A 23,455-nucleotide genomic window follows, 5' to 3' on the forward strand; every position below is an offset into this window, starting at 1 on the left:
TAGGGGCTTCTTGGTGAGAGCTCAGGGATCACCGATACCACTTCTGAATAAGTTCTCAACGGGCGCAAGAGAATGGCAGGATTGCCCTTTCCACCAGTCGGGAGGGCATGATGACCACCGCCATCAAGACGCCATGACGACTCACCATTCCACGGGCTATGCCCCCTCCCCGAGCTTGGGAGAACTCAACGCCAAGCTGAAAAACGGCTCATGGAAAAGAGTGAGCGAATGCCTGGCTTGCCAATCTCGCCATATCGAAAGTTTCGCAAACCTGCGACGCATCGCTTACGACCGCTGCCGCTCTTGTGGATTTACATTCGCGAACCCGCCACCTCCGGATGAGGTGTTGTCTGAGTTCTACAACACGCCATTCTACAACAATTACCGAAAACTCGAAGCCGCGCGGATTGCCGTCCAGCCCTACTTTACCGTGAGCTTCAACGATCTGCGCCGCCTATCGCGTTGGATCACCGTGGAGCGTTCCGCTGCCATACTCGATTTCGGTTGTGGCCCCGGCAGTTTTCTCGCGCTTCTCAGGGATGAATTTGGCTACGAAAATGTCGAAGGCCTCGAACTGAACACGGCAAGCGTACAGGTCGCCCAAAGAAGCTACGACTTACGGATCGCTTCCAAAATCGAGGAGCTGCGCACAAAGCAATATGACCTGGTGATCCTCATCGAGGTCATCGAGCATATTCCGGATCCGAAGGAGGTTCTCAGAACGATCTCTAGCCTCCTCAAGCCCGGAGGCGCACTTTTCATTACGACCGATTCCGTCAGGAACATACCGGCCCGATATTTTCCTTCCCATTGCGGGCACTACACCGGCCCCAGCCATGTCAGCCTGTTCACGGAACAGGCCATGACCGAAATGCTGACCCAATCCGGCTTTCGCGTAGAGAGACTTGAGGCCGACAGATCGCAGGAGCTTTTCGGCAACTTCGTCGCGAGCCCTTTCTACAAGCTGGATTTTCTCAGTCCACGCTCCAACGACGACCTTGTCGATGTCCTCTACGTGCCCAACAAATTCGGACGCCTGCTTGGCCTGCGCCCCCGGCGCTCCCTGCCCTCGTTTCTGCGTAAGATGAAGCGGATCGACTCCATCATAGCCAATGCTGCAGCGAAATTTCTCGCTACTCCTCCCACCGAGCACTTGTTCGTCCTCGCACGGAAGGAAGAGGCTTAGCGAGCGCTTCGCAGCGCGAGAAACAAACCGAGCAGCGACAGCGCACCTGTGAGCGCGACAATCGAACTCCAGCCGCCGTGCTGCCAGAACCAGCCGCCGACCGAGCCGGTGATGCTCGATCCCGCATAGTAGAACAGCAGATAGAGCGAGGCGGCGTGTCCCTTGGCCGGGCCCGCCAGTGGCCCGACGGAGCCGCTCGCCACCGAATGGCCGATGAAGAAACCGGTGGTGACGACGCGCCCGGTAAGATTGGGTTCTAGACCGTTGTAGTAAATGGCGACCCCGGCAGGGCTCGAACCTGCGACCTACTGCTTAGAAGGCAAGTTCGAGCCCATTTCAGTGCCTAACATGGCAGAACATCTGCCTATCCACAATTCCTTAAAAATCATGAGGTTGCCGCTTCATGCTCGATGCCGTTAATATCATCGGGTAACGCCTACTAACACCCCTCATCTGTTACCCCGGCGTTACCCGAACGGCTCACTGCCATTCGGAATATGGGTCGCTGGAGGCATCATTGGCGGCAGTTTTAACGAAGATCTCGGTCGAGGCCATGAAGCCCGATCCGGACAAGCGGCGCGAGGTTCCCGACGGGGCCCTGCCCGGCTTCTATCTCGTCATCCAGCCCACCGGCAAGAAATCTTGGGCGGTGCGGTACCGGTTCGGCGGGAAGCCGAAGAAGCACACCATCGGCGCCTATCCCAAACTCGAGATCGGCAAAGCCCGGGAGCTTGCCAGAGCCGCGCTGCAGGCCGTGGCCGAGGGTCGTGATCCGGCCGCAGAGAAGGAAAGTGCCCGTCAAACGGAAGAGGCGAAGCGCAACACCTTCGGGACGGTCGCAGCCGATTACATCAAGCGTGTTGCCAAAGCCCATCATAGGACCTGGGCCGAGACGGAGCGCCTGCTGACCAAGAAGGATCTGGAGGCTTGGCAGGACAAGGACATCCGGTCCATCGGCCGGCGAGAGATCCTTGAAGTTCTCGATGCCATTGTCGAACGCAAATCCCCGGTTCAGGCGAATCGCCTGCTGACGCGACTGAAGCCGTTCTTCGCCTGGGCGGTCGAGCGAGGCATTATCGACGCCTCGCCAGCTGAGAAGCTGCGCCCACCCTCGCCGGAGACAGCCCGGGACCGCGTTCTGACCGATGCCGAGCTCGTCGCGGTATGGAAGGCTGCGGAAGAGACCGGGTATCCTTTCGGCTCGGCGATGCAGCTCCTGATCCTGACGGGCCAGCGGCGCTCCGAGGTCCTTGAGGCGGAATGGCGCGAGTTCGACATCTCGCAAAAAACATGGACGATCCCACGGGAACGCTCGAAAACCGATGTGGCGCACGTCGTACCGCTTTCCGAACCTGTCATTGAGATCCTGGAAGCGCTCCCCAAGGTCGCGGCGCCGGCAGAGCCCGGCACCAAGGGCAAGCCCGAAGCGCGCCTGCTATTCACCACCAACGGCAAAACGCCCTTCTCTGGCGTGACCAAGGTCCTCGACCGGCTCAACGCGGCCGCCAAGAAACACATGCCGGACGAGAAGCCGTTGCCATCCTGGCGCCTGCACGATTTGCGGCGGACGTTCGCCAGCGGCTGCGCGCGCCTCGGGATCCCCGTCCACGTAATCGAGAAGGCGCTCAACCATACCAGCGGAACGTTCGGCGGAATCGTCGGCGTGTATCAGCGCCATGATTTTGCGACCGAGCGGCGAGACGCCATGAAAGCGTGGGCTGGGTATGTGACGAGCCTAACAAAGGCTAAGCCAAAGAATGTAGTGGCGTTGAGGGAGGTGCAGAATGTCGGTTAAGCGCGTTCGTCGCGGCAGCGGCATGACCGAAGGCTTCGAGATCGAGTTTGATGAGGCATCGGCTCCTACGGAGCTTCAAAACATTACGTTTGAAGATCACGTCAATGATTACTTTAATATGTCTTGGCTGGATGAGGATCGGGCCTGGGCTGAGGGCGTCCTTCAACGATGCGGCCTTCCGACAGCTTATGGTCCTTACCGCCGGTCGGAAGATGGCACTTGGATATACGACGAATGGCATACTATGCGCGGAAGCCTTATTAGTTGCATTGCACCAACCCGCATAGAGATCCGCGATCAACAGCAACTTGAATGTGGCTTCCACGATATCCGCGATATAGCAGTATTTTTATATGGCGAAGACAGTGAAGCTGAGTTTGCTGCAAGGATCTTGACTTTAATAGGCACAATCCAGCGTGCTTTGAAATATGAGTTTTCGACGCTAGCCAGCCGACTGTCATTTGAACTTGGCAAACTCACAAAGGGCGTTGACCTAAAATTTAGGTTCGAAGCTGTCGCGCTATCCGGTGCCGCTCGAAGGTCAGCCTTAATTGCTGCAAGTCGACAAAACAACCAACAGCGATCACGCGCCGCTGAAGCCTGGAAAAACCCCGTTCGGAAGGTAGCGACCACGATCTGGTCGCGACACCCTGAGTTCTCGGCTATGAACGTAGCAAGGCAAATTAGAAGTAATGCCGCTCAGTACTCTTATCTGACCGACATCAAGCTTCCGGGGGTCGACACAATTCGCAAAGAGATCTCGGCACTCACTCCAAGAAAAGTTGGACGCGCTGGCTGAGCACGCCCAACCGAATTGAATCATTTTGCTCACATCTGATGACATCAGGAGTGAGCAATGGATAACAACGACACATATCTCCCTTCGAAGAAGGTTCGCGACCGGTACTCCATCAGCGAAATGACGCTCTGGCGTTGGGAACGCGACCCCAAGGTCGCCTTCCCGCGTCCGATGATCGTCAACCGACGGAAGCTGTATCGGTTGACTGATATCGAGGCCTGGGAGCGCCAGCGAGCCGCGTCCACAAGCGCTGCGGCGTGAGGGGACTGCCATGAGCACGGTTCTCCCCTTCCCTCGTGCCCGTCATCAGCCCTTCGTTCTCAAGCATGCACGAAATGTGGCTGCGATGAGCCACGAAGCCGGCGAACGGTATCTTCAGCAACAGCTCGCGGTTCAAGTCGAGACGATGGCTCGGCGCGGTATCGCGCCGGAGCGCATCGACGAGGAGCGCCTGAGACTTGAGCGGGCGATCCGCTCGACCCTCTGGCACTTTATCATTCGGCAGCCCGGAGATCGGGCATGACCGCATTGAGGAAATACAATCTTACCGAGGATGACCTGCCGGAGTTTGAGTCGCCTCTGGCAGCTTCATCGCCAGCTTATCGGCCCCTCACCGCAGCTATCATGCGTAAGTGGCGCCGCCAATTGTCTCTGGATCGGGAACTGAACGCTCTATCCCATCGGATCGCCCACTGGATCGGCGCACGTATTGACCTTGCCAAAGGTTACGTTGAGGTCTCGGCTACCGACCTAGCAACTGAATTAGAAATTTGTGATCGGACGGCGCAATACGGCTTAGCCAAGCTCGGCAAGTGCCGACACTTGGCTAAGGAGGTTCGTCGTGGGAGGGGGCGCGATAACCGTTATTGGCCTGTCATCCATGACTAGGGGCAGGATAATAAAATACGCAAAAAACTATCGTATTTTTGCACCCGTAAAATACGCAAGCTGTTTGCGTAAACATATACAGAACCCCTTATAGCGCTCGACCGATTACCGTCGCGTCTCATATGCGCCAACAGGAGCGGCGGGCGTGTCGCCTCAAGCGACCGCCGAGCCCGCCGCGCTCCAGTAGAGCTCAAGAACGGTTCTGTCGCGCTCTACGATCCTTCAGCGCACTGTACATGTCGAGCGCCGCGGCCTGCTCGCTCGCAGCCCTTGTGGGCCGCTCGCAGGCCTTCTTCCCGGTAACGCTCATGATGAATGTCCGGGAATTGTCCGCCTCTCTGTAAGAAGAACTGACGTGATGTCCTCAGAATGTCCTGCAAATGTCCGTAGATTGTCCACCTCATCGCCCCTGCGCGCCGCTGAACTCCTCGAGCGCATTGTCGACGGCCACGCAGCTGGCGCGATCAACCCGGCAGATCTCGAAACTGTCGTGGAAGCCTTCGCTCAGGTCCTGGAAGGCGATGCCGAGACGCTCGACAAGGCGCTCGGCTTTGTGCCGGCGCCCGGGTTGCATCGCCCTGGAACGATTTCATCTCGATCCAGGCGCGATGCCCTTTTGAGAGAAGCCGCCGCTCGCTTTTGGCCGAATCTCCCACGGATCGCCCAAGCCGTCGAGTTGCACCGTACGCTCCGCCGGTACCACTCGACGGCCTGGCAACGGGAGCGCGCGCTCCGTTCGTGTCCGAATGGCAAAGTCGGGACCATATACGAGTTTTGCTGGAGAATCCTCAAGGCACGCGACCAGATCTTATCCGTTGAACGGCTTAGAAAATTGCTGGTCGAGTGCTGAGGCTTCAAACGACCAGCGGCGGCTGCGATGTTCGTCCAACATTAATGGAGCTGCCGGTGAACCAGATATCAATTGTCCTTCCGTACGGAGGAGATATTCCTCCCTACACTCCACCGAAAATGGGCACGATCGACCATCTTCCGATGGAGGCCCATGCGAAGTGGCATGAGCTCCAACGCCTTGCTGAAAACGAGAAGGCCATCAATTGGGCTCTGACCGAGGAGCGAAGAAACGCCTTTGCTGCAAGGGAGCAGGAGGAGCGCAACCTCTACTTCTTGCGCAATGCTGATAAGGCGCCGGCCGAAGATTCCCAAACCATCAAAGAGGTTCAGCACCGCCTTGCTCACTTCGATGCCGAGATTGCCAGAATCGATGCGGCGCTTGTGCGACCAACAACCCACCTCCCTTCTCTGTTCGCCAAGCTCGAAAAATGGGTGCGCGGTCAAGTCGCTAAGGGCAACTCATTCCAGGTAGCGCCACCAGTCAGTTCCCCCCTCAAGAAGGGCGAGATTCAGGCCGATGCGGTTGAGCGCATCCGTCAGCGCATTCGCCATCTCCGCGAAGATCTGAAGACTGTCAAAGCGGCACCGATTCCCAGCGAGATGGCCAAGCGTTTGGCACGGGAGCAGATCGAAGCGCGCGCCAAAGCGGCGCGTCCTGATGTCCTCGAACTTGTGGAGACTGGCGGCAAGGTCAAATGGCCCACGTCAGCCAATCTTCACATGATCCGCCTCAGGGATGATGCCGCATCCGTGGTCGTGCCTCAGGTCGATGTTGTTGGCCTACTCGCATGGATCTCTGGCGATGCTCTCATCGCTGGCATCGAGCGCGAGATCGATGACATGGCCGATGATCAGAACGCCCTCACGCCACAAGAGCAAAAGACACGAAAGGCAGAAATTCTTGCCGACATACTCGCATTCGAGCGCGAGGAAGAAGCGATTATTGAGACAACCGGCACGGCAATCGTCCGCCGGCTAGACGCCGACCCCCGCGCAATTCTCGGCGTGGCAATTGTGGAAGAGAACGATGTCGAAGCAGATCTATAATCAAGGTTTGGAGAAGGCGCGCGAAGCTGGTTTCTACGGCGATGCGGCACATGATTACGCAATCGAGTATGAACTCGCCTTCGATGACGCTTACGCAGGGGCGGTGAAGAGTTCCGGGAAACGTCTCGGTGCCATCCTCAGCAATCCCAAAGTCAAAGGCCGCGAGCGCGCCGCCCTGGATCTTGCGATCAAGTCACCGGCGATGTCGGTCGACGACGTGGTCAGCTTCGTATCTGAGAACGTGCGTTCCGGCTCCAGCATCGCCGCTCGCATGGCGAACGAACCTTCACTCGGTCATGAGCCGCCGATGGTATCAGACAGCTCGTTCAATGACATTGCGGCGGGAGTTTACGGTGAAAGAAAGCATCGGTGATCCATCCGTTAAGTGCCCTGAACGCACCGTGCACTACATGGTGCGTTCGGCTTTTGAAGCCGGTCGCTCCTCGTTTGAGCGGAGAATCCTCAATGTTCTCGCTCATCCTCAGGTAGTGGGCCTCGAAGGCTCGGCCGTGCGGCTGGCGCTGACAAGCCCTGACCTGTCGCCAGATCAGGTTGTCGCCTTCGTGACGGGCCATATCCAGCCGACACTCATCCGATCGCCTTGGGAAGCCGGCACACTGCCAAATTGAGGAATTACTATGACGCAGCTCTTCCATTTGGCCGACCGCATTTGCAACAAGCCATTGCTTGTCCATCCGGATAAGGTGCCGATCATCCTCGCTGCGCTCCAAGGCCGGCTGCCAATTGCTGCTATGCCCGATGATCCCATCGACGTAGATCTGGCACAGACAGGTCGCGAGATTCTGCGTGGGCCGAACGCAAACCAGTTTATAGGCCGCAACTACGATCAAGGAACACGATCGGGGCGCCCCTATCGCGTCTCTCAGGATGTCGCGATCATCTCGATTATCGGATCACTTGTGAACCGCGGCGCCTGGATCGGAGCCTATTCTGGCCTGGTCAGTTACGAAGGGCTGAACCATCAGCTCCGAGCGGCGGCGGCGGACTCAAAGGTGAACTCGATTCTGCTGGACATCGAGAGCCCGGGCGGCGAAGCCGTCGGATGTTTCGAAACCGCTGAGCTCGTGCAGCAGATCAGTTTGACCAAGCCAGTGGTCGCTCTGGTGAACGGCATGGCCGCCAGCGCGGCCTATGCCATCGCTTCGGCAGCTACCAAGATCGTCACCATTCCCACGGGCATTTCCGGCTCCATCGGCGTCGTCCTTCTGCACCTCGACTTCTCTCAACACCTTGCGGATGAAGGCATCAAGCCGACGTTCATCCATGCAGGCGCTCATAAGGTGGACGGGAACATGTATGAGCCGCTGCCGGAAGGGGTTCGCGAGGGCATGCAGGCCGACATCGACGCCTTTTACAACATGTTCGTTGGCACTGTTGCCAAGGGCCGCAAGGGTCAGATGACCGAGAAGGCAGTGCGCAGCACCGAAGCTCGCACATACATGGGGCAGGAGGCCGTGAGGATAGGCCTCGCTGATGAGGTCGGCACCTTTGAGAGTACGCTGGCTAGTCTGATCTCCCCCTCCCCGGCCCCGCCTCAGAAGAATTTCAAGCTGTTGGAAGGAAAGCCATTCCCGAAAACCTTCAGCGACATCCCCCCTATTGGCAGAACGGGTGGCTGGGAGGAGTGGAGTGCTGCTGTTGCAGAGCGGCAGGAGATCAAGCGCCTCGTCAATGAGAACAACGCCGCTGCAGAGGCCCGGGCGGTCCCGCGACAACGGTAGGGACCGTACAGGGGTGCGCAGGGGGTGCGGCACCACCTAGCCCCGGGTTTTGAGTGTTTTTCGGGATTCGATTTTTGCCATTTCCGCTTCCGCTTTTTCGACCCTAACCCTTTGGATTTCCTCGGAGCGCCTCATGAAAAGCAGCTCAAAAAACAGTACCTGGGTGACCCAAAAAACACTTTCCAACGAACTCGGCGTGACGGATCGCCGGATCAGGCAAATGGTGGCGGACCGTATCCTACCCGAGCCCCGAGATGGACGTTTCCATCTCCCCAGCTGCATGGCGCGGTATCAGCTCTTCCGTCACGGCCAGAGAGAAGACTGGTTCGCATTCTGGGAGCAATTGAAGGAGGACGCCGAACACACCCAGGCACTCGTTGATGAGGCGCTGAACCCGGCATCAACAATCGACCAGGTGCGCGAGGCTTGCAGAGCCACCGAAAATCTCTTCTCAGACATTCGCTTCGACATCGCTGCTAAATCCAAAACGGGTGCGGAACGTGAACTATTCTCTCAGGTTTGGGAGGAGCGTGAGAACAGGCTCATGGGGCTTATCGTGAGCCGAGGCATCGAGATCGTAGCAGCGGAGCGCGGCATCGAATTCGAAAGCATTGTCGATGGCTTTCGAGCCGAGATAGCGCAGGCTGAGGCGACCGCATGAGTGGGTCGCAAGCGGTGTCCCTTCCAATGCCCCCTGAGGATGCCGCTGCGGCCGTCCTGCAGATGCAGGCGCGCGCTCCCCTTTTAAAAGATCCTAGACAAGAACTCCGAGGTACGTATGAGCAATGAGATTATTACCGTCGTTGTCGACGGTGAACGGTTTACCGCGTGGAAACGATCGGAGGTCAACGCCTCGATGAAGGAGGCGGCGCGGTCCTTCACCTTGGAAGTTGCCGCCGAGGCCGGGGCACTCGCGACGGCATGGAAGTTCAAGGCGGGGACCGCGCTCGAGATCTATTCGAATGACGATCTGCTCTTGAAGGGATACGTTGATCGATATGAACCTCGCCTTTCCGAACGCCAGTCCGAAGTAACGATCAGCGGCCGCTCGAAATCGGCTGATCTCATCGACAGCAGCGCGGATCATCCAACTGGATCGTTCAGAAATAAGACGCCTGATGAGATCGGCAACGAGCTCGCGGCTTCTCATGGCGTCAAGATCAGAACCGATGCCGAATTAGAGCCCGTCGATTACCAGGTCACACCAGGTGAGACTGTCTTTCGTGCTCTGGAAAAGATGACCCGCACACAGGGCGTGACCCTGATGGGTGAGGCCGACGGCTCGATCCTGATCACTAAGGCGGGAAAAAGAACGCGGCGTCATGTTGGCGGCATCATTGATTGGCAGAACCTTAAGAACGGTTCTGCCAATCACGATTGGTCAAATCGCCATGCGAAGTACATCGTGCGCGGTCAGCTGCCAGACGGGCATGGGCCCGATAGCCTTGAGCTTGAGGCCATTGCGCGCGATGCCGGCGTCGATCGGAACAACCGAGTGGTCATCGTTATCCAAGAGGAGAACACTTCGAAGAGCCGCATCAAGAAGCGAGCTGAGAACCGTCGCGATCGCGCGACGGGCGCCGCTCTCAGAGCGACTATCACCGTGCAGGGCTTCCGAGATGAAGTAGGTAAAATTTGGACACCAGGACACCTGGTTTGGGTTGAAAGCCCTTTCTTGAACTTGATGCAGGACATGCTCATCGAGGACGTTCGGTTCAATCAGGACGACAGCGGCTCTATAACCACCCTGCAGCTCGTAGATCCCCGCACTTATGGCGGTGAAAAAGGAAAGGGCAATAAATCGGGACCGGCATGGAAACAGCGAAACAACGACGCGTCGTTAGCCACGCCGCAGACAACAATGGTGGGCTAATGGCTGGGGGAGCATATGTGAAAAGCTCCCGGCTGGCGACAATCCTGGGCAGCGCAGCAAGAGCGGGCCTTGAGCCAGCGCCCTCCTGCAATGAAGCCGGAACATCGATCCCCCTATCAACCGAAGCTCTCGAGGATGGAATGGCCTTGGTGACTTCAATCGCCGCGCTCGCCAATGACGGCTATTCCGCCGACGAGATCGGCCAGGCCATCGAGATCCCCCGCGCTCGGGCCATCAGGATCGCCCGCAGGAAGAACATCGCGCTCGCACGAGCAGGAGGGCGGCGAAGCATTCTCGTCGACCTACCCGCCAAGCACGTTGAACGGGTCGCAGCGTTGGCAGAGGTGGCAAAGGTCACGCGGGCAGTCATGATCGCCCGCATGGTCGCGGCTTTGTTCGAAGAAGAGGATGCGCGGGTACGATGGCGCCTCGGAAACCATGCCCGACCCAAGCGCAAGTATCAGCGAAGAAGAGCTGACCCGTCATGAGCTCTGATATTTCAGAGGAACGCCTCGAAAGCGCTCTTATCTTTTGTGCCTACCTGATGGAGCAGAAGGGAGTCGCGCTCGTTCCCATCTTTGAGCGCCTGGAACAGGAACTTGCGGATCTTCGACGCAAGAATGCCGCTTTGGATCGCGCCCGCCGGCTGCTGGTCAAAGCCCGAGCTGAGGGAAAAGTCGATTTCTAGAGTTCATTTGCTGCGTAGAGAATATGCTTTGCCCGATCTCTGAAAGTGAGGAGATTACTCAATTGGCGGTCGCTAAAGAATTTTGACGTGAGCAACTATGGATTGTGCTCGCGGGACCGTGGACAGGCTCATCCAACTACTGGTATCTCGCATTTAATCCTACGTTGCATTGAGATTGCGTGCAGTGAAATTCCATTTCCTTTCGGCTCTCAAGCGGATGCTGGCAGCGCCCACCAAGGTGCCGAAAGACACGAGGAAGGCTCTCATCCGCGCCTATCTGCTCCAGGAACGCAAACGGCTGGAGGCGACGCCGCATACGAGAGGGACAAGCTTGTCCGAGCATCTGAACCGGAAGAGGTTTGCCCGGAAGGTCGTTTCACGGCGCGCCAAGGCCCTTCGCCGGCGGCAGGGGCCGCGAAAGGCCATCGAGAAAAAGCTGCTGCTCATCCGTTACAGGGAATCACCTCTGCTGGCAGGGCTGATGCCCGGCCGCAAGGAGCGCTGGGTTAGGATTACCGCGCGCGATTCCGGTCCTGACCGGACCGAGATCTACCTGGAGGGATTCTCCTTCATCGACCACCCCGCCGAGACGCTGGCGAAGCTGAAGCAGATCGCCGAGGTTGAGTGTGGTGGTCTCAACGCCCTCCTGCACTTCAAGGATCAATATTGCCTCGACATCGGCCCTTACCTCGTCCTTGGCGAGCTCTGGCCTTGCCTGTCTCCGTTCTTCAACGGCGGCGAGATGGGGACTTCCGTCCAGAAGGTGATGGAGGCGGTCGGGCTGCGCCACATCATGAAGATGCGGCTCGAGGACGTGAAGGATCTGCGCAACATCTGGGCGTTTCGGGTCCATCGGCGCACACCTCAGGGAGTGAACCGCTCCATAAACCAGCTGCTGGAGCCGCAGCGGGACAACCAAGTGGCCGACGACTTCTGTGACGCCGTCGACCGTTGGCTCGGGGTTCCTGACATCGGCCAGGAGCTGACGCCGGAGGGTCGGGTTTGGATCTCGACCATCATCCTCGAGCTTCTCGACAACGCGGTGCGGCATAGTGCGCCGGCCACGAAGGATGGGGGATGGTCTATCGCCGGCTTCATGGCCCGCCGCCAGGAGGGCGAGGACTGGGTCTACCGGTGTTACATCGGGATCCTGAGCGTCGGCGCGACCATCGACGAGAGCCTGGAGTTCGCCTCAGACCGGATCAAAATCGAACTGGATCAATATGTTAACCAGTTTCAGGGACAGAAGGAAGCGCCGTCGGCCGCCACGCTGCGGACCCTATACGCCCTGCAGGACGGGGTCACGTGCGACCCGAAGGCCGATGGGAAAGGAAGGGGCGGCTTTGGCCTCCAGGAGGTGATGGGGCTTGTCAACGAGCTCGGAAACACCGATAAGCCCGCGCGGGCCCCCCGGATGGTCATAATTTCTGGACGGTCCTGCATTATAGTCCGAGCGCCCTATATAAAGGGAATGCAGATGGCTGGGGAGGATTCCCCGAGGGTTCTCTGGTTCAATCCCGAGAACACCGCGGAGAAACTTCCTGACGCATCCTATGTTTTTGATTTGCAAGAACGCTTCGCAGGAACGATCATCAGCTTGGCATTCACTTTGGATCCGGACTATCTGAACGAGGCCCAGAATGACTGACATCAACCTTTTCGAGCTGACCGGCGACGGAGCCGTCCGCAATCTCACCGGGCACGAGCGCGGTGTGGAGGCGCGCGTCCGCTACGGGCTCGAGAAGCTTGACGAAGCAGAGGAGCCTGTCCGCGTGATCGTCCCAGATGACGTTTACACGCTCACCCCCTCGTTCTTCCAAGGTATGTTCGCAGAGAGCGTGCGCAAACTCGGCGAAACGTTCCTAATCCACTACCGTTTTGATGCCAGCGCCTTAATCATGCGCCAAATCCAGCGTGGCATCTCGTCTGCGAGCATGCGGCGCGGTAACCTTCTGCAGCACTAACTTTCCTTAAGTCTTCACGCATGGGTAATGCCTCTGACTTGTCCCAAGCAGTGCCTTGGGGGTTGAGCTTTGCAGGCTTGATCTGGAACTACATAAACTATCGTCGCACAACTGGCTTGCAGAAGCAGATCCGCTTCGACACGGTCAGGCTTGAAGAGTTTCGGCGCGTACGTACTGCTATTGATACCGTGCTCACTGAGCTTGGCAGCGAGAGAGACACACTCCGCAGCCTCTCCACCAGCGCGGTATCTCTGGAAGAGCTCCGCCCCCAAGTTAAAGCGCGCCAAGACAAGATACAGGAGGCGTATCTTCGCCTTGAGAGTGCCTTGAAACGGGCAGATCAGAGCAAATACGCTTCCGGCAATGACTGGGCCGCAAAGGCCGAGGGATATGAGGACCGCTTTCTCGACGCATTGGACAAAGCCTACAATCCAAATCGTCGTGAAGATCAAGTTCGCCCAGTACCCGCGGCGGCAGCGAATATTCTCCACGAAATGATATGCGCGATCGACCAGCGACTCGATGCTGAAATGACGTCCTTCATTGGGGAGCAAAAAAATAGTTGGTTCCAATCGCTGAGATTTTCTAAGCAACAAAGCGTGCAATAGACATAAAAATTTCAAGCTGAAAAACTTGAAACACAACTGATCACAGATCAAACTTCAGAATTGCTGTTGCTTCGGAGCTTCGCCCGCAGCCGGCGCCAGAACGCGGTCTTGATCCGCCTGATCTCCCCGCGACCCCACTTCACCATGCGCCGGGACTTCTTGTGAAAGGCCTCGAAGTCGTCGCCGTTCGTTTTCGCTCTGATGCTTCGCCGGACCATCGCCACGCCACCCTCGCTTTGCCTAGTCGCCTAGGCAATAAACTCCCCGTACGGGTCGTCCTCGGCGCTGACCTCATCATTGCCGCCGTCGGGCAAACGATCAAATGCGAGGTCAAGTTTACGCCGGTCCCAAACGACCCGCCTGTTGATACGTACCGGATGAGGCATCCGGCCATCCGCCACCATCTGGCGGAAGAGCGTCAGGCCGACACCGATGTACGACGCAGCTTCGGGCTCCTGGAGGCCGCGTTTCTCGGGCGGTGGGCAGGCGTCGCTGGGGCGCTCGCGTTTCACGGCGATCAGCCATCGTTCTCTGAGGTGACGTGATCGGGCCGTAAGCCCGCATCCCCACCGCGCTGCTTCCGCAGCCGTACGCCCGGCCCCTCCCCATTCTCCGCAATGAAGATCACGCCGGCGGCCTCAAGGGCCGCAATGAGCTTATCCCGGGTGCCCGTATAGCCCCCGATTTCTCCATCTGACGTCTCCAGGCGCGCAATGGTTGGCTTGGATATGCCGGATGCGGCGGCAAGTTGGTCCTGTGACCACCCCAACATTGCACGCGCTGCTTTGACCTGACGGACCGTGACCATCGGAACCTGATATTTTTAGTATTGACTTCGCTTCACTCTAACTTGATACTGAAATTATCAACAAACCGTCAACGGAGCAACACGCCATGAAGCACGTGGATCGTGAACAGGACACCTATGCCCAGATGTCAGATGCCGTCCAGGATCTCGATCGGCATCTTCATGATGCCTGCTGTGCCAGTCATATCCTGGAAACTGTCCTCCGGGGTCACTTCGACGGAGCGACCCGTGATCCCGACGGCTACTTCAGGTTCGCCCTGAAACAGGATGATTTGGAAGCCCTGATTCACTGTGTCTACCACGCAGGGGATGTTGTCAGGGACGCCCGCAAGGATCTGGAAAAGGCCCACGAGAAAGGCCTGCTCAATGCGGTTAAGGACGTGCAAGGCACGGCACCTGAGCAGGAGGGATAGCCACAGCGCGCGTTACCCGTGATGTTACCCGGAGCTCATTTAGGGACACAATTTGGCGCAGAGACTAAGCGCTAAGTTGTTGATTTTAAATGGCGACCCCGGCAGGGCTCGAACCTGCGACCTACTGCTTAGAAGGCAGTTGCTCTATCCAGCTGAGCTACGGGGCCGGAACCGCCGGGCGGCCGGTTAGTGGGTCCAGGAGCCGACGCGGTTGAACTTGAAGTTATCGGAATAGGACATGGCGCGCCGCTTCATTTCTTGCGGCTCCTCCACGCGGTAAGCGATGCCCTCGCGCTGGGCGTAGGCCACCGCCTCCTCCTTGGTATCGAACCACAGGCGCAACTGCTGGCGGGTATCCGCCGAGCTGGTCCAGCCCATGAGCGGCTCGATCTGGCGCGTGGTGTCCGCTTCGAACACGAGAAGCCATTGCTTGGTCCGGGCTAGGCCGGACTGAGTGGCGGACTTGGCGGGCTTGTAGATCCGTGCGGGCATGGACGTACCGAAAATCTCTCGTCAGGAACCTGAATGAACTGGTCGGGGCGGCAGGATTCGAACCTGCGACCCTCTGCTCCCAAAGCAGATGCGCTACCAGACTGCGCTACACCCCGCCGATCATCAAAGGCGGTTGTTGGCTACCATGCGGCCCCTCTTTCAGCAAGCCGCCGATCAGCGCTTGAACAGGGGATGCTCGACCTTGTCACCGGCCTTGATTCCAAGCTTGGCCGCCGTACCGGCGTTCAGCTCCAAAACGGCAAGGACCGGCTCGCCGGAGGAAATCGTGCGGGTGGAGAGCGGTTCTGTGTTGGCCGCGATTCTGGCAATGATTCCGTCCGGGCGGATGAAGAGCATGTCGAGCGGCAGGTACGTGTTCTGCATCCACATGGAAACCGGCTCGACGCGGGCGAAGTCGAACAGCATGCCCCGGTCCGCTGCCATCGAACGGCGGAACATCAGCCCCTGAGCCCGGTCGGCGTCGTTACGGGCAACTTCGACCTGAAAGGCCTGCCGTTGACCGGCTTGGGTGACAATGGAAAGCGCCTCGAAGGTCTGGGCCTGCCCCTGGCCCGCCTGGAGGAAGCTCGCTCCGAAGACGATCATGAAGAGCGTGAGGAGACGCTTTACTGCAAGAGACATCGGAGAGGACATCAGTGGGAGTGCGGCAGCGTCATGTCGGCCAGGCGAACCTCCGCCGCCATGAGCCCCTTTGACCCATCCCCGAAGCGGACGAGGACACGGTCTCCCGGCTTCAGTTCCGCGATGCCGTAGCGGCGCAGGGTTTCCATGTGCACGAAAATATCCGGGCTTCCCTCGCCCTGCGAAAGGAAACCGAAGCCGCGCAGCCTGTTGAACCACTTCACGACCGCAGGCTCCAGCCCGCTCGTCGGTGTTACCTGCACATGGGTCCGCGCGAGCGGAAGCTCGGACGGGTGCACAGCGGTCGATTGGTCGAGAGAGACGATCCGGAAGGCCTGAAGCCCGCGCGAGCGCTGCACCGCCTCCACAACGATCCGCGCCCCCTCGTTCGCGGCCTGATAGCCGTCGCGCCGAAGGCAGGTCACATGGAGAAGAACATCCGGCATGCCGTTATCGGGAACGATGAAGCCGAAGCCCTTGGCAACGTCGAACCACTTGATGTGGCCGCTGACCTGAACGAGTTCGAGGGCGCTTTCGCCGGATGTGTCCAGGCTCTTTTCGCGATCCTGATCGAAGGAGCCGTCCACCCCTCGCGGACTGAATGGATTTGAACCGAAATCGTTGGACATGCGAAACCCGTACTCGAATCAAGGTCAAGATTCTTAACGAGAAGATAACACCGTCAAAAATCGGGAAAAGCCCGAAACGTGATTTTCTCGCCTGGATCGTTACTGTTCTAGAGAGCGAATGGCTCAAGAACAGGGCCTATTTCCGCATGAATGACGAGATCGGCAATCTCATCAAGCGGTGTTTCCTGCCGATTCAGAATGATGACTTTAGCGCCATTTCTCTTGGCGAGTACCGGCAATCCAGCCGCCGGATGAACTACGAGCGACGAGCCGATCACGAAGAAAAGATCGCAAGTCATTGCGAGTTCTTGCGCTTTTCGCATTTCGTCCACCGGCATCGCCTGACCGAAGGAGATTGTCGCCGATTTGAGCAGGCCCTGGCAGTCATCACAGACCGGAGCGGCTCCCTTCTGCCCAAAAATAGTGCGGATGGCTTGAAGCTCATGGCGCATGCCGCAGTCGAGACAGCGGGCATAGGTGCCGTTGCCATGGAGTTCGACGACCTGTTCCGCCGGTATGCCCGAAGCCTGATGCAGCCCGTCGATATTCTGGGTGATCACGGCGGCCATCTTTCCCGCATGGACGAGAGAGGCCAGCGCGCGATGGCCGCGATTGGGCGTGGCATCGCGATAGAGATCGTCCATCGCGAACTTGCGCCGCCAGGCCTCGCGGCGTGCGGCGGCGCTCGACACGAACAGGTCGAACGGGATCGGCTTGTGGCGCATCCATGGGCTGTCCGGAGAGCGGAAATCCGGCACGCCGCTCTCAGTGGAGATCCCCGCCCCCGTAAAGCCCACGGCCGAGCGGGCACCGGCGATGATGCCCCGCAATTTCGCGATTGTGTCCTGGAGAGGTTCCATCATGGCGATTGATATGGGGGCGCGCCTGTCCTACGCCATGTCTGCAACCAGGATCGGACGGCTTTGAGAACTCAGCCCTCATCTCACGACATCGCCTCGCAGCGTTGGGATGCGATAGACATCGCCCGCGGCGTCGCGATCGGCGCGATGATCATTTATCATTTCAGTTGGGATCTCAGTTATCTGCAGCTGATTTCGACGAATATTTTTCAAGATGCCGGGTGGCGCTGGTTCGCACGCTCGATTGCCGGATCGTTTCTTTTTCTCGTCGGCATCGGTCTTGCTCTCGCCCACGCCAAAGGGTTCAATCGGGTCGGCTTCCTGTGGCGGCTCGCCCGCATCGGTGGTTCCGCCGCGCTGATAACGGTGGCCACGTATTTCGCGTTTCCGCAGACATACATCTTCTTCGGTATCCTGCATTGCATCGCCGTATCGAGCGTGCTCGCCCTGCCTTTCCTGCGCGCGCCTGTCTGGTTGACGGTGGTGACCGCCCTCGCCTGTTTCGTCGCGCCCTCGATCTTCACGAGCCCCAACCTCGATGCGCCCTGGCTCGACTGGCTCGGGCTCGGATCGTTCGATCCTTCGGCCAACGATTATGTGCCGATCTTTCCCTGGTTCGGCATCGTGCTGCTCGGGCTCGTGGCAGGACGCGGGCTGCTCGCCTGGCCTGAGGCTCTCAATCTGGCACGGTGGAAGGCAAGCACGCGCCCGACGCGGGCCCTGCTGTGGGCGGGACGCAAAAGCCTGCCGATCTATCTGCTCCATCAACCCCTGCTGCTTGCGGCGCTCTATGGTGTGCTGCAACTGACAGGCCCTAGCCCGACCGCCGAGATGCGGCCCTTTATCGCCCAGTGTGAAGCCGATTGTGCGGTCCAGAACTCCGACGCTGGCCTCTGCCGTACGACCTGCACCTGCGTCGCGACGAGCCTTCGCAAGACGCCCCTGTGGCGGAAGGTTCTGACGGATAATCTCGAAAGCGGCGACCAAAGGCAGATTTCGCGGATCGTTCAGCAATGCCTGCGGGAAACGCCCCCCAACCCGAGTGACGGCACAACCAGATAGCCATCATCGAACGGGAAATCACCTAAGGTAGAAAGTCAATACCTTGGATTGCCTTACGGCACCACGTTGCGTCAGCAGAAGTTGAAACTATGCATATTTTTGCAAATTCTCATTTCACTGAAACAATATATAGGATCTAGATCAAAAAGACACGGTATTATATTTCATCTTCCGTAACGTTCACAATGAACGGACGGGGGTGGTTATGACGAGTCTTTCCAATCGATTGATCCACGAGCACGTCACGGATCTTTGCCGCTCAATCCTTGAGAAAAGCGACATTGAAGTCGCTTCCAATGCGTCCCTGACCGAGGATCTCGGTCTCGACTCGCTGCAGATCATGCAGTTCTTCGCCGGTATCGAGGCGCTTTATCCCGAAATTTCCCTAGAGGAATGGTTCCTTGTGCAAGGCGGCACCGGCAAGGACACGGTGCAGAGCGTCGTGGACCATATCGACCGCAACACCTTGCGCGTCGCGGCGGAGTAAGAACGATGCTCAACGCAGCCGCGCTTCCCACATTCGTCAAATTGAGTTCGGCCGTCCCCGAGCAATCCTTCACGCAGGAGGAGCTTTGGGGTGGCGTGTTTGCAGACTGGTACGCAGAACTGCCCAACGCTCGTGATTTCGGGACCGTCACCCGCGTTCGCAAGCGCCACATGGCCTGGAACCCGGCAACGGATCTCGGCCGGAAAACGCGCGGCATCGGCGAGCGCATGCAAGCCTATGTCGGCATCGTCGACGAAGTCGCGGGCCGCGCCTGCGCACCGCTCATCGAACATGTCGGACAGGAGGATGTGGGCAGCATCGTAATGGCCAGCAGCACCGGCTATTACGGCCCCACGCCGGACTACTTCCTCGCCAAGAAGTTCGGCCTCAAGCCGAATCTGCGCCGCACCTTCATCGGTCATATGGGGTGCTTTGCCGCGTTCAACGTCATCAAGACCGCAATGGACTCGGTCGTCGCGCGACCGGGAGAAGCCACGATCGGCGTCTGCGCGGAGTTCAGCAGCCTGCATTTCCGCCCGGACGCGACGCGAGAACAAGCCATCGTGCACAATCTCTTCGGGGATGCTGTCGGCGCCTTCACGATGGCGATGAAAGAACCGGGCCACGGACCGCAGATTCTGGCCGCGCACACGCATCAATCATACGAGACATCGGATCTGATGACGCTGTCCGTCCTCGATGATGGCGTGCAGATGACCCTGTCGCCCTATGTTCCCTATGTGATCGCCAGCGTGATCACGCCGTTCATCGACGATCTTTGCGCGAAGGCCGGCGTATTGCCGTCCGATATCAAGCATTGGGCCATCCATCCGGGCGGGCCGAAGATCGTTGATATGGTGGCGCAGAAACTCGGCATCCCGGACGAGAAACTCGCATCAACCTGGCATGTGCTGAGCGAATACGGCAATTGCGCATCGGCCACTGTGCTGCTGGTGCTCGAACACCTCATCGCCCATGACACGCCCGCGCCAGGCGATCTCGGTGTCATGCTCGCCTTTGGCCCCGGCCTCACCGTGGAAGGCGCCCTTCTCCGCTTCTGAGCCCATCTTCTTCGAGGACACTCCCATGTATCGCTCGTATCCCCTTGCGCTCGGACAGCCGGACGCACTGGTCGACCTCTCCCGCTCCAAAGGCATCGAAGTTCCGGCGACGGTCAGCACTGTTGTGGACGCACTGCACTGGCGCGCGTCCAGAGCTCCGGAAAACACCGCTTTCTTTGTCATTGAAACACCGCAAAGCGTCGTCGAGATTTCCAACGGTGCCTTGCTCGCACAAGCCCAGATTCTGGCTGCGCGCCTGACCAGACAAGGGCTGAAACGCGGCGATGTGGTCCTGCTCGCCCTCGAGACATCGGCCGATCTTCTCACGGCGCTCTTTGCGTGCTTTGTCGGCGCATTCACGCCTTGTGTCGTCGAGGCGCCACCGGTCAACAGCAACAAGGCTCAATGGGCCGAGCGTCTTGCCGTGCGCGCGCGTCATGTGGATTGCAAACTGATCATCAGCCGCGAGGACTGCCGCGAAGCGCTTTCGGCAACGGGCTGCATCTCCCGTACCCTCGACGAACTCCCAGAGGCTGCGCCATCGAAGCCCGAGCTCATTTCAGGCACAGATGCCGTTTTCCTGCAGTTCACGTCCGGCACCACGTCTCAGCCGAAGGCCCTCCTCGTGAACCACGAGACGCTTCTCAGCAACGTCAGAGGCCTTGCCCAGGCCGGTAGTTGGGATGTGCGAGACACCGTCGTCAGCTGGCTGCCGCTCTATCACGACATGGGCCTCGTCGCCCTGATGCTCACAGGCTTCACCGCCGGAATACCTGTGGTGCTGATGCCCTCCAATCTCTTCACGATGAACCCTGTGCGATGGATGTGGGCCATCCATACCTTCAAGGGCACCGTCACCTCGGCTCCGAACTTCGCGTATCAGTTCGTGGCCTCCCACGCGCCTGAGCACCGCACGAGGGGGCTGGATCTCTCGCACTGGCGGCAAGGGATCAACGCCGCTGAATTCGTCCAGAAAAAGACGATCGACCAGTTCACGGAGCGCTTCGCACCACACGGCTTCAAACGAGAAGTCTTTGCGCCTGCCTATGGGCTTGCCGAATGCACCGTCGCCGCTTCGATCAAGCGGCCGACGGACCCGTTACGGTTCGATGTCATTTCCCGGTCGACGCTTGCGAATAAGGGGGTCGCCCTTCCCGCGAATGCAAACGACCCCGACGCTTTCGCGGTGGTTTGCACGGGGCCCGCGCTTGACGGCCATCACATCCGCATCATCGACGAGCATGGCGCTCTGCTTCCTGACCGCACACAGGGGCAGATTTCCATCTACGGCCCCAGCGTTGTTCCGGGCTATTATGGGGAACTGAAACCCAGCAAGGTTCACGACGGCTGGCTCGAGACTGGCGACCTCGGCTATCTCGATGCGGGACAGCTTTTCGTTACAGGCCGCATCAAGGATCTGATCATTCGCGCGGGCGCGAACATTTCTCCCTATGAGATCGAGCATGTCGCGGCGGAGATCGATGGCGTTCGATCCGGTGCGGTCGGCGCAATCGGCCTCGTTGATGATCGGAAGGGGACGGAAAATCTTGTGGTCTTCTTCGAGACGACCTCCAAAACCCTGTCGACAGTGGAAGCGACGCGCAAAGCCATCCGCGAACGCCTGACGCAAAAGCTCAGCATCTCGGTCGACCACGTTTTCGAACTTCCGCCGCACAGCTTGCAAAAGACGACGAGCGGAAAGCTGCAACGCGTCAAGCTTGTCGAACTCGCCCGCGAGCGATTGAGAACGCATGACAGCCATGTGATGTGACGGTGATGCACAGGGCTTGAACACCGGGTAGCTTCCGCCGCCATTGAATACCGGAACGACCATCCGGCAGGCGGCGGAGGCTCCATGTTTCAGGACAGCTGTTCCACGACGGCCAAGAGCTCCAGCATCTGCGCCGGCATCTGCGCCGAGGGTGGGCGTCCATGAATGCGGAGGCCATGCGCCACGGGGCTCCCGCGGGTTCGATAACGCCCCTGCGCATCGCCGTGGCGGGCATGGCCTCCCTTGCGGTCGCCATGGGCATAGGCCGCTTCGCATTCACTCCGCTGCTGCCGATGATGCTGAACGATCAGGTCATCGATCTTCCGTCGGGCAGTTGGCTGGCGACAGCCAATTACATTGGCTATCTCCTGGGCGCTCTGATTTGCACCGTGCAGCCCAGAATCTGGGCCCGCTATCCGGCCTTGCCGACCATCCCGGCCTCCGCTTTCGTACGTATCGGGCTCGTTCTGACGGTTTTGCTGACCGCCGGCATGGCGGCTCCGGTTCCCGCGCTCTGGCCAATCCTTCGCTTTCTGTCGGGTGTCGTAAGCGCGGTCGTGTTCGTGTTCACCTCGAGCTGGTGCATGGCGCGTCTGGCGAAAGTGAATGCGTCGCCCCTCGGCGGCCTGATTTTCGTCGGCCCCGGCGCAGGCATCGCCTCATCAGGCCTGCTTGCCAGTGGCATGGTTGCCTTGCACTGGTCCGCAGCCTCCGGCTGGCTCGTCTTCGGCCTCCTCGCGCTGCTGTTGATCTTCCTTGTCTGGACGACCTTCGCGAGCGGTGGCGACCCGCGCCCCACCGTCCGTACCGAAACGCCCGCGATCGGGACTTCTCGAACAACGCTGGAGATCCCTCTCCTGACTTTTGCGTATGGCCTTGCGGGCTTTGGATACATCATCACCGCCACCTTTCTGCCCGTGATCGCCCGCGAGGCCTTGCCTCCGTCTTTCTGGCTCGACATGTTCTGGCCCATCTTCGGGCTTGGCGTCATGAGCGGCGCTCTTCTGGTGACGCGTATCCCGGCCCGCTACGACTACCGTTATCTGCTGACGGGTTGTTACGTCCTACAGGCGGCGGGAATTCTCTTGAGCTTATGGCTTCCGAGCCTCACCGGGTTCGCACTGGGAAGCTTCCTCCTTGGCCTTCCCTTCACGGCGATTACGTTCTTCGCCTTGCATGAGGTCCGCCGCTTGCGACCTGCACATGCCGCAAGCCTGACGGGACTTCTCACTGCCGTTTACGGCATTGGTCAAATCGCAGGCCCGCCCCTCACGGCTTTTCTCCTCGACCATGCGGTAAGTCGCGCCACCGGCTTCAGCCTGGCGCTCTCGATTGCTGCCCTCACTCTCGTCGGTGGCGCGGTCATTTATCTGGGCCTCACGCGCGCCTATCCGCTCTCGCGAGCGACGGCCTAGCCTTACTTCTACAAGAAAAGAAGAATTGCCCGATCAATCGAGAAAGGATCAAATTCTTCTCGATGGGAAGATTATTTCTGCAAATATTCACAAACACATTTTGAACATAATGTATTGTCAAGTCTTGATAGTGCGAGCAAAGGCACTGACTTTAAGCACAAATACGAAAAAATGACTTTTTGTCATAAATAGTTTTAAGAGGGGCAAGTTTTATGTTCATACAAACAAATACAACCAAAAAATTATACAACTGAACGACCTTTCAGTCATTCATTGAACGTTCCTGCCCTGCGGGAGCGGCACAAATCTGCACTGACGTAAGCTGGAACATGGCATCCGAGCTCCCCGGATGTTCATCCCTTCCGTCCTCACC

31 protein-coding genes and 2 tRNA genes are annotated in these 23,455 nt (G+C 58.7%); 23 read left to right on the forward strand and 10 right to left on the reverse strand.

All coding sequences use genetic code 11. From position 1 onward, the window contains the following. The first annotated feature begins 13 nt into the window (after nt 1-13). Complete coding sequence (locus tag DQW91_RS10010) at nt 14-1,186, forward strand: class I SAM-dependent methyltransferase (RefSeq protein ID WP_245410986.1); 1,173 nt, start codon at nt 14-16, stop codon at nt 1,184-1,186. On the opposite strand, the gene DQW91_RS10015 is transcribed toward DQW91_RS10010, so the two are convergent. Next, the gene (locus tag DQW91_RS10015) at nt 1,183-1,389 is read right to left on the reverse strand and encodes a hypothetical protein (protein ID WP_198411834.1); all 207 of its coding nucleotides are present in this window, start codon (nt 1,387-1,389) and stop codon (nt 1,183-1,185) included. The two genes, DQW91_RS10010 and DQW91_RS10015, sit on opposite strands and share 4 nt — an antisense overlap. 314 nt (nt 1,390-1,703) lie before the next feature. Here DQW91_RS10015 and DQW91_RS10020 point away from each other — a divergent pair, with 314 nt between their 5' ends. From DQW91_RS10020 to DQW91_RS16585, 5 genes are read left to right on the forward strand one after another with little or no spacing between them, the layout of a single operon-like run. Further along, the gene (locus DQW91_RS10020) at nt 1,704-2,981 is read left to right on the forward strand and encodes a tyrosine-type recombinase/integrase (RefSeq protein WP_157961398.1); all 1,278 of its coding nucleotides are present in this window, start codon (nt 1,704-1,706) and stop codon (nt 2,979-2,981) included. After that, a complete protein-coding gene (locus tag DQW91_RS10025) occupies nt 2,971-3,780 on the forward strand; it encodes a hypothetical protein (RefSeq protein WP_112663485.1) in 810 nt (269 codons plus the stop codon). Before DQW91_RS10020 ends, DQW91_RS10025 begins: the two co-directional genes overlap by 11 nt. A gap of 57 nt (nt 3,781-3,837) precedes the next feature. Beyond that, on the forward strand, nt 3,838-4,041 hold the full coding sequence (locus DQW91_RS10030; RefSeq protein WP_112663486.1) for a helix-turn-helix transcriptional regulator: 204 nt from the start codon (nt 3,838-3,840) through the stop codon (nt 4,039-4,041). A 10-nt stretch (nt 4,042-4,051) separates the two neighbouring features. Beyond that, nucleotides 4,052-4,303, forward strand: a complete 252-nt coding sequence (locus DQW91_RS10035; RefSeq protein WP_112663487.1) for a DUF6074 family protein — start codon at nt 4,052-4,054, stop codon at nt 4,301-4,303. Then, on the forward strand, nt 4,300-4,668 hold the full coding sequence (locus tag DQW91_RS16585; protein WP_157961399.1) for a hypothetical protein: 369 nt from the start codon (nt 4,300-4,302) through the stop codon (nt 4,666-4,668). Before DQW91_RS10035 ends, DQW91_RS16585 begins: the two co-directional genes overlap by 4 nt. A gap of 400 nt (nt 4,669-5,068) precedes the next feature. Here DQW91_RS16585 and DQW91_RS16590 read toward each other — a convergent pair whose 3' ends face one another. Continuing rightward, nucleotides 5,069-5,242 carry a hypothetical protein gene (locus DQW91_RS16590; protein ID WP_157961400.1) on the reverse strand — a complete coding sequence of 58 codons (174 nt, stop codon included), beginning with the start codon at nt 5,240-5,242 and terminating at the stop codon, nt 5,069-5,071. Between the two features lie 332 nt (nt 5,243-5,574). On the opposite strand from DQW91_RS16590, the gene DQW91_RS10040 reads away from it, so the two are divergent. The 11 genes from DQW91_RS10040 to DQW91_RS10085 all read left to right on the forward strand — a co-directional run bounded on the left by DQW91_RS10040 (nt 5,575) and on the right by DQW91_RS10085 (nt 13,442). Next, a complete protein-coding gene (locus DQW91_RS10040) occupies nt 5,575-6,567 on the forward strand; it encodes a hypothetical protein (protein ID WP_157961401.1) in 993 nt (330 codons plus the stop codon). After that, nucleotides 6,548-6,940, forward strand: a complete 393-nt coding sequence (locus tag DQW91_RS10045) for a hypothetical protein (protein ID WP_112663489.1) — start codon at nt 6,548-6,550, stop codon at nt 6,938-6,940. Before DQW91_RS10040 ends, DQW91_RS10045 begins: the two co-directional genes overlap by 20 nt. Beyond that, on the forward strand, nt 6,921-7,196 hold the full coding sequence (locus DQW91_RS16595; RefSeq protein ID WP_157961402.1) for a hypothetical protein: 276 nt from the start codon (nt 6,921-6,923) through the stop codon (nt 7,194-7,196). The genes DQW91_RS10045 and DQW91_RS16595 overlap by 20 nt, the downstream gene beginning before the upstream one ends. Before the next feature lie 9 nt (nt 7,197-7,205). Next, on the forward strand, nt 7,206-8,309 hold the full coding sequence (locus DQW91_RS10050) for a S49 family peptidase (protein ID WP_112663490.1): 1,104 nt from the start codon (nt 7,206-7,208) through the stop codon (nt 8,307-8,309). 133 nt (nt 8,310-8,442) lie between these two features. Beyond that, nucleotides 8,443-8,970, forward strand: a complete 528-nt coding sequence (locus DQW91_RS10055) for a hypothetical protein (RefSeq protein WP_157961403.1) — start codon at nt 8,443-8,445, stop codon at nt 8,968-8,970. Between the two features lie 117 nt (nt 8,971-9,087). Further along, complete coding sequence (locus DQW91_RS10060) at nt 9,088-10,182, forward strand: phage baseplate assembly protein (protein ID WP_112663492.1); 1,095 nt, start codon at nt 9,088-9,090, stop codon at nt 10,180-10,182. 149 nt (nt 10,183-10,331) lie between these two features. Next, entirely contained in the window at nt 10,332-10,670 is a 339-nt protein-coding gene (locus DQW91_RS10065; RefSeq protein WP_157961404.1) for a hypothetical protein, read from the forward strand. Continuing rightward, nucleotides 10,667-10,870, forward strand: coding sequence for a hypothetical protein (locus DQW91_RS10070; protein ID WP_112663496.1), 204 nt, complete (start codon nt 10,667-10,669; stop codon nt 10,868-10,870). Before DQW91_RS10065 ends, DQW91_RS10070 begins: the two co-directional genes overlap by 4 nt. A 184-nt stretch (nt 10,871-11,054) precedes the next feature. Next, nucleotides 11,055-12,518 carry a hypothetical protein gene (locus tag DQW91_RS10075; protein WP_157961405.1) on the forward strand — a complete coding sequence of 488 codons (1,464 nt, stop codon included), beginning with the start codon at nt 11,055-11,057 and terminating at the stop codon, nt 12,516-12,518. Next, complete coding sequence (locus DQW91_RS10080) at nt 12,511-12,834, forward strand: hypothetical protein (protein ID WP_112663498.1); 324 nt, start codon at nt 12,511-12,513, stop codon at nt 12,832-12,834. The genes DQW91_RS10075 and DQW91_RS10080 overlap by 8 nt, the downstream gene beginning before the upstream one ends. A gap of 20 nt (nt 12,835-12,854) precedes the next feature. Beyond that, a complete protein-coding gene (locus DQW91_RS10085) occupies nt 12,855-13,442 on the forward strand; it encodes a hypothetical protein (protein WP_157961406.1) in 588 nt (195 codons plus the stop codon). Nucleotides 13,443-13,690: 248 nt separating this feature from the next. On the opposite strand, the gene DQW91_RS10090 is transcribed toward DQW91_RS10085, so the two are convergent. Together DQW91_RS10090 and DQW91_RS10095 are read right to left on the reverse strand one after the other, a co-directional pair. Then, on the reverse strand, nt 13,691-13,954 hold the full coding sequence (locus tag DQW91_RS10090) for a helix-turn-helix transcriptional regulator (protein ID WP_112663501.1): 264 nt from the start codon (nt 13,952-13,954) through the stop codon (nt 13,691-13,693). Nucleotides 13,955-13,959: 5 nt separating this feature from the next. Beyond that, nucleotides 13,960-14,250 carry a helix-turn-helix transcriptional regulator gene (locus DQW91_RS10095; protein ID WP_112663503.1) on the reverse strand — a complete coding sequence of 97 codons (291 nt, stop codon included), beginning with the start codon at nt 14,248-14,250 and terminating at the stop codon, nt 13,960-13,962. An 86-nt stretch (nt 14,251-14,336) separates the two neighbouring features. Between DQW91_RS10095 and DQW91_RS10100 the strand changes: the two genes are divergently transcribed. Further along, on the forward strand, nt 14,337-14,663 hold the full coding sequence (locus DQW91_RS10100; RefSeq protein WP_112663504.1) for a hypothetical protein: 327 nt from the start codon (nt 14,337-14,339) through the stop codon (nt 14,661-14,663). Nucleotides 14,664-14,753: 90 nt separating this feature from the next. Here the strand turns inward: DQW91_RS10100 and DQW91_RS10105 are convergent. The 6 genes from DQW91_RS10105 to DQW91_RS10130 form a co-directional block, all read right to left on the reverse strand. Continuing rightward, nucleotides 14,754-14,830: transfer RNA gene (locus tag DQW91_RS10105), tRNA-Arg, on the reverse strand. Between the two features lie 19 nt (nt 14,831-14,849). Continuing rightward, nucleotides 14,850-15,155 carry an ETC complex I subunit gene (locus DQW91_RS10110; protein ID WP_112663505.1) on the reverse strand — a complete coding sequence of 102 codons (306 nt, stop codon included), beginning with the start codon at nt 15,153-15,155 and terminating at the stop codon, nt 14,850-14,852. A 39-nt stretch (nt 15,156-15,194) separates the two neighbouring features. After that, nucleotides 15,195-15,271 (reverse strand) — tRNA-Pro (locus DQW91_RS10115). A gap of 58 nt (nt 15,272-15,329) precedes the next feature. After that, nucleotides 15,330-15,761, reverse strand: coding sequence for a DUF192 domain-containing protein (locus DQW91_RS10120; RefSeq protein ID WP_245410987.1), 432 nt, complete (start codon nt 15,759-15,761; stop codon nt 15,330-15,332). A 47-nt stretch (nt 15,762-15,808) separates the two neighbouring features. Further along, on the reverse strand, nt 15,809-16,426 hold the full coding sequence (locus tag DQW91_RS10125; protein ID WP_112663507.1) for a cold-shock protein: 618 nt from the start codon (nt 16,424-16,426) through the stop codon (nt 15,809-15,811). Nucleotides 16,427-16,533: 107 nt separating this feature from the next. After that, the gene (locus DQW91_RS10130) at nt 16,534-17,289 is read right to left on the reverse strand and encodes an SIR2 family NAD-dependent protein deacylase (protein WP_112663508.1); all 756 of its coding nucleotides are present in this window, start codon (nt 17,287-17,289) and stop codon (nt 16,534-16,536) included. Between the two features lie 60 nt (nt 17,290-17,349). Here DQW91_RS10130 and DQW91_RS10135 point away from each other — a divergent pair, with 60 nt between their 5' ends. From DQW91_RS10135 to DQW91_RS10155, 5 genes are all read left to right on the forward strand, one after another. Beyond that, on the forward strand, nt 17,350-18,348 hold the full coding sequence (locus DQW91_RS10135) for an acetyltransferase domain-containing protein (RefSeq protein WP_112663510.1): 999 nt from the start codon (nt 17,350-17,352) through the stop codon (nt 18,346-18,348). 205 nt (nt 18,349-18,553) lie between these two features. Further along, nucleotides 18,554-18,835 (forward strand): acyl carrier protein, encoded by a 282-nt coding sequence (locus tag DQW91_RS10140; protein ID WP_112663512.1) that lies wholly within the window; start codon nt 18,554-18,556, stop codon nt 18,833-18,835. 5 nt (nt 18,836-18,840) lie between these two features. Then, nucleotides 18,841-19,896 carry a type III polyketide synthase gene (locus DQW91_RS10145; RefSeq protein WP_198411836.1) on the forward strand — a complete coding sequence of 352 codons (1,056 nt, stop codon included), beginning with the start codon at nt 18,841-18,843 and terminating at the stop codon, nt 19,894-19,896. A 25-nt stretch (nt 19,897-19,921) separates the two neighbouring features. Beyond that, complete coding sequence (locus DQW91_RS10150; protein ID WP_157961407.1) at nt 19,922-21,667, forward strand: AMP-binding protein; 1,746 nt, start codon at nt 19,922-19,924, stop codon at nt 21,665-21,667. Nucleotides 21,668-21,828: 161 nt separating this feature from the next. After that, nucleotides 21,829-23,082, forward strand: coding sequence for a YbfB/YjiJ family MFS transporter (locus DQW91_RS10155; protein ID WP_198411837.1), 1,254 nt, complete (start codon nt 21,829-21,831; stop codon nt 23,080-23,082). Nucleotides 23,083-23,455: the final 373 nt, after the last annotated feature.

The organism is Microvirga flavescens (genome assembly GCF_003290125.1).
Classification (GTDB): domain Bacteria; phylum Pseudomonadota; class Alphaproteobacteria; order Rhizobiales; family Beijerinckiaceae; genus Microvirga; species Microvirga flavescens.

Coding starts and splice junctions, on each gene's coding strand:
- DQW91_RS10025 (WP_112663485.1), top strand. CDS start 2,971: ATGTCGGTTAAGCGCGTTCGTCGCGGCAGCGGCATGACCGAAGGCTTC.
- DQW91_RS10030 (WP_112663486.1), top strand. CDS start 3,838: ATGGATAACAACGACACATATCTCCCTTCGAAGAAGGTTCGCGACCGG.
- DQW91_RS10035 (WP_112663487.1), top strand. CDS start 4,052: ATGAGCACGGTTCTCCCCTTCCCTCGTGCCCGTCATCAGCCCTTCGTT.
- DQW91_RS16585 (WP_157961399.1), top strand. CDS start 4,300: ATGACCGCATTGAGGAAATACAATCTTACCGAGGATGACCTGCCGGAG.
- DQW91_RS16590 (WP_157961400.1), bottom strand. CDS start 5,242: ATGCAACCCGGGCGCCGGCACAAAGCCGAGCGCCTTGTCGAGCGTCTC.
- DQW91_RS10045 (WP_112663489.1), top strand. CDS start 6,548: ATGTCGAAGCAGATCTATAATCAAGGTTTGGAGAAGGCGCGCGAAGCT.
- DQW91_RS10050 (WP_112663490.1), top strand. CDS start 7,206: ATGACGCAGCTCTTCCATTTGGCCGACCGCATTTGCAACAAGCCATTG.
- DQW91_RS10055 (WP_157961403.1), top strand. CDS start 8,443: ATGAAAAGCAGCTCAAAAAACAGTACCTGGGTGACCCAAAAAACACTT.
- DQW91_RS10060 (WP_112663492.1), top strand. CDS start 9,088: ATGAGCAATGAGATTATTACCGTCGTTGTCGACGGTGAACGGTTTACC.
- DQW91_RS10070 (WP_112663496.1), top strand. CDS start 10,667: ATGAGCTCTGATATTTCAGAGGAACGCCTCGAAAGCGCTCTTATCTTT.
- DQW91_RS10080 (WP_112663498.1), top strand. CDS start 12,511: ATGACTGACATCAACCTTTTCGAGCTGACCGGCGACGGAGCCGTCCGC.
- DQW91_RS10085 (WP_157961406.1), top strand. CDS start 12,855: ATGGGTAATGCCTCTGACTTGTCCCAAGCAGTGCCTTGGGGGTTGAGC.
- DQW91_RS10095 (WP_112663503.1), bottom strand. CDS start 14,250: ATGGTCACGGTCCGTCAGGTCAAAGCAGCGCGTGCAATGTTGGGGTGG.
- DQW91_RS10100 (WP_112663504.1), top strand. CDS start 14,337: ATGAAGCACGTGGATCGTGAACAGGACACCTATGCCCAGATGTCAGAT.
- DQW91_RS10110 (WP_112663505.1), bottom strand. CDS start 15,155: ATGCCCGCACGGATCTACAAGCCCGCCAAGTCCGCCACTCAGTCCGGC.
- DQW91_RS10120 (WP_245410987.1), bottom strand. CDS start 15,761: ATGATCGTCTTCGGAGCGAGCTTCCTCCAGGCGGGCCAGGGGCAGGCC.
- DQW91_RS10125 (WP_112663507.1), bottom strand. CDS start 16,426: ATGTCCAACGATTTCGGTTCAAATCCATTCAGTCCGCGAGGGGTGGAC.
- DQW91_RS10130 (WP_112663508.1), bottom strand. CDS start 17,289: ATGATGGAACCTCTCCAGGACACAATCGCGAAATTGCGGGGCATCATC.
- DQW91_RS10140 (WP_112663512.1), top strand. CDS start 18,554: ATGACGAGTCTTTCCAATCGATTGATCCACGAGCACGTCACGGATCTT.
- DQW91_RS10145 (WP_198411836.1), top strand. CDS start 18,841: ATGCTCAACGCAGCCGCGCTTCCCACATTCGTCAAATTGAGTTCGGCC.
- DQW91_RS10150 (WP_157961407.1), top strand. CDS start 19,922: ATGTATCGCTCGTATCCCCTTGCGCTCGGACAGCCGGACGCACTGGTC.
- DQW91_RS10155 (WP_198411837.1), top strand. CDS start 21,829: ATGAATGCGGAGGCCATGCGCCACGGGGCTCCCGCGGGTTCGATAACG.